Genomic DNA, 9,176 nt, shown 5'->3' with positions numbered 1-9,176 from the left:
ATATAATAGTCCAAAAGAAAGGGACTAATCCCCCGCATCCCGATAATTATCGGGATTAAGCGGGGCTTTCGGGATGTAGTTCGGCATTACCATTCTACACACCAAATCCGCCACAGGCGGAGAACTATTTTAGTTTAAGAATTGGTATTAAATATTATAATATATTCTAAGTTATTTCAAGCCAAAAGCTTTTTTTAGTTTGTCTACGTAATCCAATTTTTCCCAAGTGAAAAGTTCCACTTTTTTAGTGATATTTTTACCATCGGGGCTACTGAAAGTTTTGGTAACAATTTCATTTTTGCGGCCCATGTGTCCATAAGAAGCAGTTTCTAAATAAATAGGCTCTCGCAATTTCAAACGCTGCTCAATAGCATAAGGACGCAAGTCGAATACTTCCATAAGTTGTGTTGCAATTTCACCATCATGCATGGCTTTGCCTTTTTTATCTTTCACTTTGCTCGAACCATAAGTATTCACAAACAAACCTACAGGTTTAGCTACCCCAATAGCATAAGCTACTTGAACCAATACCTGATCGCACATGCCACTCGCTACCATATTTTTTGCAATATGACGGGTTGCGTATGCAGCACTACGGTCAACCTTACTGGGGTCTTTACCACTAAAAGCACCACCTCCGTGAGCACCTTTCCCCCCATAAGTATCTACAATAATTTTACGGCCCGTAAGACCAGTATCACCATGTGGCCCGCCTATCACAAATTTGCCTGTTGGGTTTATATGGTAAGTGATTTTGCTATTGAAGAATTTTTTATACTCGGGATATTTTTTGGTCACGCGAGGTATCAAAATATTCACCATATCATCATGAATTTTTGTAAGCATTGCTTTATCGGCAGCTACTTCATCTTTTGCACTTTTGCTTTTTGGTTTTACAAAATCATCGTGCTGCGTGCTTATCACTATTGTATCGATACGTTGAGGTTTGTGGTCATCGCTATATTCAATAGTTACCTGGCTTTTGGTATCGGGTCTCAAATATTTAATTTGCTTACCTTCACGACGTAGGTCGCTCAACTCACGCAATAATATATGGGCTAAATCCAAAGCCAAGGGCATATAGTTGGTGGTTTCGTTGGTAGCATAACCGAACATCATACCTTGGTCCCCGGCACCTTGGTCTTCACGGTTTTTCTTATCTACTCCTCGGTTAATGTCGGCACTTTGCTCGTGGATAGCACTCAATATCCCACAGCTATTGGCATCGAACATATATTCGCTTTTGGTATAACCTATGCGGGTTATTACATCGCGAACAATGCTTTGCACATCGAGGTATGAATTTGATTTTACTTCGCCTGCCACTACCACTAGACCAGTGGTCACAAGTGTTTCGCAAGCTACTTTCGATTCAGGATCGAAAGCTAAAAAATTGTCGATAAGTCCGTCAGATATCTGATCGGCTACTTTGTCTGGATGTCCTTCTGATACGGACTCTGAGGTGAATAGATATGCCATTTATTATTGAATGATTTAATGATTTAATGATTTACGATTTAATGATTATTTTTTGCTGTCCTAATATACTGCTAAAAAGAGGGGCAAAAGTACGCCCATTCATTTAATAATCAAAACATATCGCTAGATAAATATAGTATATATTCTATCTTGGCTAAATTATGAGAATCATTTGGCACTTCACCTCAATTTCTGAAAGAACACTTTAAGCAGTGCTGATGCCTCATTGCTCATTAATCCATGTTCCACTTTGGTGCTCGGGTGCAAAATATTTTTACCTAAATATGAGAATCCTCTTTTAGGATCACTTGCCCCATAAATCAATTTTGCAGGGCGTGCCCAAAATATTGCTCCCGCACACATCACACAGGGTTCGAGGGTAATATACAACGTACATTCTTCCAAAAATTTGGAACCTAAATAATTCGCCGCAGCAGTAATAGCTTGCATCTCGGCATGGGCCGTTACATCACGCAATCGCTCCGTGAGGTTATGCCCTTTGCCAATGATGCGATTATTACAAACCACTACGGCACCTACCGGAACCTCATCGGCTTCAAATGCCCTGTGGGCTTCCTTCACAGCCTCACGCATCCAATATTCATCATTAAAAACTTCCATCTTTTGCTGCAAATGTGGGTACTAAATAGATAACTTTGCAAACTAATTTTTTAAAGGATAAGCAAACAGTTCAAGTACCAAGTACTTTATACTTTATACTTTATACTTTATACTTTATATTATCACAATGTACAGAACTAATACTTGCGGAGAATTAACCCTAGCAGAAGCAGGACAAAGCGTTACCCTAGCAGGATGGCTACAAAAAAGTCGTGACCTTGGCGGACTTACCTTCATCGATTTGCGTGACCGATATGGCATCACCCAACTTACTTTTAATATGGATGTGAACGCAGGATTGTGCGAGCATGCACGTAAACTCGGTCGTGAATTTGTGTTGCAAATTACTGGAAGGGTGCGTGAGCGTTCATCTAAAAATTTGAAATTGCCCACAGGCGAAATTGAAATTGAGGTAAGAGAATTAAAAGTGCTGAATGCAGCGGCCACTCCACCTTTCACTATTGAAGACGAAACTGATGGCGGCGATGAACTTCGGATGAAATATCGATATCTCGATATCAGAAGAAATCCCGTAAAAGAAAAATTGATGCTGCGTCACGAAATGATGAAGTATACCAGAAGTTTTATGGATGAAAAAGGGTTTATAGAAGTAGAAACTCCTGTATTAATTAAATCCACTCCTGAAGGTGCGAGAGACTTTATAGTGCCAAGTAGATTAAATCCAGGACAGTTTTATGCATTGCCGCAAAGTCCGCAAACATTTAAACAATTATTAATGGTGGCGGGAATGGATCGCTATTTTCAAATGGTGAAATGTTTTAGAGATGAAGATTTGCGTGCCGATAGACAACCAGAATTTACACAAATAGATTGTGAAATGAGTTTTGTGGAACGTGAAGATATATTAAATTTATTCGAAAATTTGGTGCGTCATTTATTCAAAAAAGTAAAAGGCGTGGACATACCGACCATGATGCGTATGCAATACGCAGATGCCATGCGTTACTATGGTTGCGACAAACCCGATTTGCGTTTTGATATGAAATTTGTCGAATTAAAAAGTAGCGAAATAGATTTAGTTTCAGGAGCTGGATTTAGTGTTTTCGATAATGCAGAAACTGTATTAGCTATCAATGCAAAAAATGCCGCAACATATACACGCAAGCAATTAGACGAACTTACCGAATGGGTGAAAGACCCACGCCGCGGCATCAGCGGACTTATATATGCTAGAGTGGAAATTGATGGAACTGTAAAATCATCCGTAGATAAATTTTACGACCAAGAAAAATTACAAGCATGGACAAAAGCTTGCGATGCTAAGACAGGAGATTTGATTTTAATACTTTGTGGTGAAATACCTAAAACCCGCAAAGCCATGGGAGACCTAAGGTTGGAGATGGGTAATAGATTAGAATTGCGTGACCCCAATAAATATATATGTTTGTGGGTACTTGATTTTCCCTTACTTGAATGGAACGAAGATGATAATCGTTGGTATGCTATGCACCATCCTTTTACTTCGCCTGTGCCAGAACATTTAGATATGCTCGATGCAAACCCGGGAGCAGTAAATGCAAATGCATATGATATGGTAATTAATGGTGTGGAAGTAGGTGGTGGTTCAATTAGAATACATGAAAGGACATTGCAATCAAAAATGTTTGAGGTATTGGGATTCACCGCAGAAGAAACCAAAGAAAAATTCGGATTTTTATTAAATGCTTTTGAGTTTGGTGCACCTCCGCATGGTGGAATTGCTTTTGGTTTTGATAGACTATGTAGTTTGTTTGGCGGCAGCGAAAGTATAAGAGACTATATAGCTTTCCCGAAAAATAATTCAGGCCGCGATGTAATGATTGATGCTCCAGGACCTATTGACAGCAAGGAGTTGGATATGGTTGGGATTAAACTGCTAAGTTGAATTACGAATTTCAAATTACGAATTACGCCATACGGCGAAAGCACATTCGTAATTCGACATTCGTAATTCGTAATTATTTACAATTCCCGTAACCCGTTTGGGTTCTTGTTCGTTCGATGTGTTATCCATTTGTCAAAAATATGGCAACAAAACTTCATTTACAAACCATGCCGCTGCAATTGCCGTTTTATAATATCTTTGCACTCATGGTTTTTATATTCAAATCGCAGCGGGCTATGGTGGTGGCAGTATTGGCTATCCTAGCTTTTATTGTAAAAGGTATGTATATACTGGAACCCAACGCAATCGACGTAAAAACCAATAATTATTTCGGGGATGCGTTCATGCAAATGTTTGCTAATACTCCGCTTAAAGCTCAATATATAATTGCAACCTTAATCATTCTTTTACAAGCTATATTCATTAATTGGATCGTTAAAAAGTTTGAGCTTCTAGAAAAATTTTCTTGGCTGCCCGCACTCAGTTTTGTATTGATGACCGCAGCTTTACCACAAACAAATCAATTATCACCCCAATTAATTGCAAATTTTTTTGTATTGGCTGCAATATGGAAATTGTTTGTAATATATAAATCGGAGTATGCTAACAAACATATATTTGAACTGGGTTTCATTTGTTCGTTGGCTACCTTATTTCGTTTCGAACTCATATATTTACTCCCGCTAATTTTATATGCACTGGGGGTATTACGAGTGCCTAACTTAAGAGAAATGCTGCTTACACTATTAGGTTTTATTACACCAATATATATATTGACATCCTGCTTATATATTTTCAAAACTCATAATTTTGCTATAGATCTATTAACAAGGAATTTTTATAAATTAAACGATCTCAATTGGGGCAATTATTATACTTGGATTCCATTGGGACTGTTGGTATTAATGTATCTTGCTGGTGCTATAATAATGCAAGAAAATATTCATAAAAGTATGTTAAAGATTCGCAAAATGTTGCGGATAATTATTATACTATTTCCTGTTACAATAGCCATTGCTTTTATTGATTACGAAAATCTACAATACGATTTAATATATATGATGGCCCCCACTTCCATATTGGTGGCCAACTATTTGCTACAGCCACGATGGTATTGGGTGAAAGAGTTTTTGATAACGGTACTCATTGCTGCTGAAATTTATCTGCCACTTATGCTAAAATATAATATTGAATTTTAGAAAAACACACAAAATGAAAATTACAACATTTATTATATATATCAAAAAATTTAGCATGCTTTTGATGATGCTGATGCTACTGCCCACGCTTGGTCTTTCACAAGGCAACGATGAGCAAATGGCAAACCAATATTATATAAATGGGGAATTCGACAAAGCCACCATTGTATACGAAAGCCTCATAGGAACTAATCCCAGTTCGCCATTTATATATGAGCGATTGATGGATTGTTATCTTAAAACTAAAAAGGTAGATCAAGCAGAAATACTGGCCAAAAAACAATCAAAAAGATATGAAATCAACCCACAGTTCAAAGTAGATATATATTGGCTGCAACAGTTACAGGCAAAAAAAGACAAAGGCAATAAAAGTTTAGAAAAACTTTTGAAAGGAATTGCACCAGTTAAATTTGAATATGAGAAAACTGCAGAAGCTTTTATCAAACGCAAATTGTATAATGAGGCTTTTAAAGTATATGAAAAAGGCCGCTCCGAATTAAACGACAAAGGGCTTTTCAGCATGGACTTAGGGCTATTATATAGTATTACTGGCCAAAAAGAAAAAATGTTCCAAGAATACTTGGACGCTCTCGAAAATGATATTAGCCAAATGGAAACCGTGCAAGGCAACTTGCAACAATATATGGCTGATAGTGCCGATGCAAATCTTTTCAAAAATGTACTGAACAAAAAAGTACAAGAAAAAGCTGGATATGAGCAGTTCCTCGAAATGTTGGTATGGTTTGCAGTCCAACAGCACGATTTTATGGGAGCTTTTATACAAGTGCGAGCCATAGACAAAAAGCAAAACTTATATGGAAATCGTGTAATGCAACTTGCCCATATAGCTCGCGACAATAAGGCATACGCAGCAGCAGGTGCCATGCTTCAATATGTGGTTTCATTAGGCAAAGAATTACCCAACTATTATAATGCCCGTGAACTGCTGATTGATATTCGTTACAGACAAATTAATTCAGGAAATTTTGACAAAGGTGATATAATAATTTTTGAAAAAGAATGTGTAGATTATATAAGAGCTGAAGGTGCAAATAATTATACCATGAACACCGTAAAATTATTGGCAGAGCTAGAAGCCTACTATTTGAACAACCCCGATACCGCAATTCAACTTTTAACAACCTTGCTCGAAACACAGCGACTGCCCGCTAAGTTTGCAGCCGATTGCAAATTAATGTTGGGCGATATCAATATACTTATTGGCGAATATTATGTACCTGTATTATTATATGGCCAAGTTGATAAAGATTTTACAGAAGATGCTCTAGGGCAGGAAGCTAAATACCGCAATGCCAAACTCAGCTATTATAAAGGCGATTTTGCATGGGCCCAATCGCAATTGGAAGTATTAAAAAGTGCCACCTCGCAACTTATCTCAAATAACGCTATCGAATTATCTTTACTCATCCAAGACAATACAGGGCTTGACTCTACTGAGGATGCCATGAAAATGTATGCCGCTGCTGAGTTGCTTATATTCCAAAATAAATTTGATGAAGCGAATAAAAAACTCGATAGTATATATACCATTTTTCCGCAGCATAGTTTGAGTGATGAAATATTATATGCCAAAGCAAAAATGTTTCGTAAAGAACACAAATGGACAGAATGTTTGGAGAATTTAGATAAAGTTTTTACGGTATTTAAATTTGATATACTTGCCGACAATGCATTGTTCGACGCCGCAGAAATACATGAGAACAATTTGAACGATAAACCCAAAGCCCAAGAGCTCTACGAAAAACTGTTCAACGACTATCCCGGCAGTGTATTTAGCGTAGAAGCACGTAAACGCTTCAGACAATTGAGGGGCGACGTGATGAATTAATATATGAATATTCACACAAATGGAAAATCAAAATATTGAATATAAAGAAACATGGCGTGATGAATACATCAAATGGATTTGTGGTTTTTCTAATGCTAATGGTGGAAAATTATATATCGGTATTAGTGATAAAGGCATCGTAACCGGCCTCAAAGAACCTAAAAAATTATTAGAAGAAATACCCAACAAAACAAAAGATATACTTGGTATTTTAGTAAATGTAAACCTTAAAACAAAAACCAAGAAGCAATATCTGGAAATTATTATTGAACCTTATCCTTCTCCGGTAAGTTATAAAGGACAGTATCATTACAGAAGTGGCAGTACAAAACAAGAACTTAAAGGTGCTGCATTGGATAAATTTATCTTACAGAAACAAGGCAAGCACTGGGATAGCGTTCCACAGCCCAATATCACAATAAAAGAATTGGCAAAATCAGCTTTTGATTATTTCAAAATTAAAGCTGCAGATACCAAACGGATGCCGATTGAATTCTTAAAAGATAAACCCAATATATTATTAGAAAGGCTTCACTTAAAAGCTGACAAAATATATTACAAGAGAGCTGTTGCTTTACTTTTCCATCCCGATCCAGAAAAATATGTGACCGGTGCCTATGTTAAAGTCGGCTTTTTCAATAGTGATGATGATTTAGCATTTCAGGATGAAATACATGGGCATCTTTTTGAACAAGTTGAAAAGACGGTAGATTTACTATTAACCAAATATCTAAAAGCTAGTATTTCATACAAAGGATTAAACAGAATGGAGCAATACCCCGTACCTGAAGCTGCAATTCGAGAAGCCTTGCTCAATGCCATTGTTCATAAAGACTATAGTAGCGGCAATCCTATACAAATAAGTGTATATAACAATAAATTGATAATTTGGAATGAGGGACAGTTGCCCGATGATTGGACAGTAGAACGCTTAAAAACGAAACATCCATCTCGTCCTTTTAATCCCGACATTGCTAATTGCTTTTTTCGTGCTGGTCTAATTGAAACTTGGGGTAGAGGTACCATCAAAATTATTAATGAGTGCAAGCAAGCAAAAGTTCCACAACCTATTTTCAAGTATGATTTATCTGGTTTTATTATAGAATTTAATTATACTGCTAAACGTCCATTTTTATCAACTATTCCAAAAGCTATTGGAACCTCAACCGATAAAGTAATGTACTTTATAGCCAATAACGAAACTATCACAATTAGCGAACTATCAGAAAAAATTAATGTAGGAGAAAGAACGATCAAAAGAATCTTAAAACAACTACAAGACGAAAATAAAATTAAAAGGCTAGGAGGCAACAAAGGCGGGCATTGGGAAATACGATCTCTATAAAAATGTCACCATAAATGTCACTATAAATGTCACCATAAATGTCACTATAAATGTCACTATAAATGTCACCATAAATGTCACCATAAAAAATCAGTTAAAACTATAATATATTATGAACTTCAAAGAAACATTTATATTCCTTAAAAAACTCAAAGAAAATAATACCAAAGAATGGTTTGATGCCAACCGCAAACAATATGAAATTATAAAAAAAGATTTCAATGGGTTTGTCAAAACATTATTAGGTGATATCCAAAAATGGGACAAGAGTATTATTGGTCTTGAACCTAAAGATTGTATATTCCGCATCAATCGTGATATCCGATTCTCAAAAGACAAATCACCCTATAAAACAAATATAGGAGCAGGTATATCAATGGGTGGGCGTAAATCGATGTCGGCAGGTTATTATATACATTTAGAACCAGGAAATAAATCGATGCTTGCTGGTGGTATGTATATGCCCGAATCCGATGTATTAAAAAAAATAAGGCAAGAAATTGATTATAACCATGCTGGTTTCTTGAAAATTATTAATCACAAAGATTTCAAAAAACATTTTGGTACCTTAACAGGTGAAACGCTAAGCTCGGTACCTAAAGGATATGATGCACAGAATAAAGCTATCGAATATTTAAAACACAAAAGTTTTTTAATGGTTCACAGTATCAAAGATACTGATTTCAAAAATCCTGATATATATAAACACCTACTCCAAGTATTGAAATCGATGAAGCCATTGGATGATTTCTTAAACGAATCGCTGGCAGATGCTTAAGAATAGGAAAATCCAATCTA

7 protein-coding genes are annotated in these 9,176 nt (G+C 36.4%); 5 read left to right on the top strand and 2 right to left on the bottom strand.

Going from position 1 to position 9,176, the window contains the following annotated elements; all coding sequences use genetic code 11:
- Positions 1-171 precede the first annotated feature (171 nt).
- Both metK and SGJ10_13435 read right to left on the bottom strand, forming a co-directional pair.
- Positions 172-1,479, bottom strand: coding sequence for a methionine adenosyltransferase (gene metK / locus SGJ10_13440; protein ID MDZ4759124.1), 1,308 nt, complete (start codon positions 1,477-1,479; stop codon positions 172-174).
- A 180-nt stretch (positions 1,480-1,659) separates the two neighbouring features.
- The gene (locus SGJ10_13435) at positions 1,660-2,100 is read right to left on the bottom strand and encodes a nucleoside deaminase (protein ID MDZ4759123.1); all 441 of its coding nucleotides are present in this window, start codon (positions 2,098-2,100) and stop codon (positions 1,660-1,662) included.
- Positions 2,101-2,227: 127 nt separating this feature from the next.
- Between SGJ10_13435 and aspS the strand changes: the two genes are divergently transcribed.
- The 5 genes from aspS to SGJ10_13410 all read left to right on the top strand — a co-directional run bounded on the left by aspS (position 2,228) and on the right by SGJ10_13410 (position 9,156).
- Positions 2,228-3,985, top strand: coding sequence for an aspartate--tRNA ligase (gene aspS / locus SGJ10_13430; protein ID MDZ4759122.1), 1,758 nt, complete (start codon positions 2,228-2,230; stop codon positions 3,983-3,985).
- A gap of 206 nt (positions 3,986-4,191) precedes the next feature.
- Positions 4,192-5,184, top strand: a complete 993-nt coding sequence (locus SGJ10_13425; protein MDZ4759121.1) for a DUF6427 family protein — start codon at positions 4,192-4,194, stop codon at positions 5,182-5,184.
- A gap of 13 nt (positions 5,185-5,197) precedes the next feature.
- Positions 5,198-7,033 (top strand): hypothetical protein, encoded by a 1,836-nt coding sequence (locus SGJ10_13420; GenBank protein MDZ4759120.1) that lies wholly within the window; start codon positions 5,198-5,200, stop codon positions 7,031-7,033.
- Positions 7,034-7,052: 19 nt separating this feature from the next.
- The gene (locus SGJ10_13415; GenBank protein MDZ4759119.1) at positions 7,053-8,378 is read left to right on the top strand and encodes an ATP-binding protein; all 1,326 of its coding nucleotides are present in this window, start codon (positions 7,053-7,055) and stop codon (positions 8,376-8,378) included.
- 112 nt (positions 8,379-8,490) lie between these two features.
- Positions 8,491-9,156: a DUF2461 domain-containing protein gene (locus SGJ10_13410; GenBank protein MDZ4759118.1), complete on the top strand. Its 666-nt coding sequence runs from the start codon at positions 8,491-8,493 to the stop codon at positions 9,154-9,156.
- Positions 9,157-9,176 lie beyond the last annotated feature (20 nt).

It is taken from the genome of Bacteroidota bacterium, from assembly GCA_034439655.1.
Taxonomy (GTDB): domain Bacteria; phylum Bacteroidota; class Bacteroidia; order UKL13-3; family UKL13-3; genus CANJUD01.
This window is presented reverse-complemented; position numbering and strand designations above follow the sequence as displayed.

Bases quoted from the DNA above. Each gene is read 5' to 3' on its own strand.
- metK (MDZ4759124.1), bottom strand. From the start codon at position 1,479: ATGGCATATCTATTCACCTCAGAGTCCGTATCAGAAGGACATCCAGAC.
- SGJ10_13435 (MDZ4759123.1), bottom strand. From the start codon at position 2,100: ATGGAAGTTTTTAATGATGAATATTGGATGCGTGAGGCTGTGAAGGAA.
- aspS (MDZ4759122.1), top strand. From the start codon at position 2,228: ATGTACAGAACTAATACTTGCGGAGAATTAACCCTAGCAGAAGCAGGA.
- SGJ10_13425 (MDZ4759121.1), top strand. From the start codon at position 4,192: ATGGTTTTTATATTCAAATCGCAGCGGGCTATGGTGGTGGCAGTATTG.
- SGJ10_13420 (MDZ4759120.1), top strand. From the start codon at position 5,198: ATGAAAATTACAACATTTATTATATATATCAAAAAATTTAGCATGCTT.
- SGJ10_13415 (MDZ4759119.1), top strand. From the start codon at position 7,053: ATGGAAAATCAAAATATTGAATATAAAGAAACATGGCGTGATGAATAC.
- SGJ10_13410 (MDZ4759118.1), top strand. From the start codon at position 8,491: ATGAACTTCAAAGAAACATTTATATTCCTTAAAAAACTCAAAGAAAAT.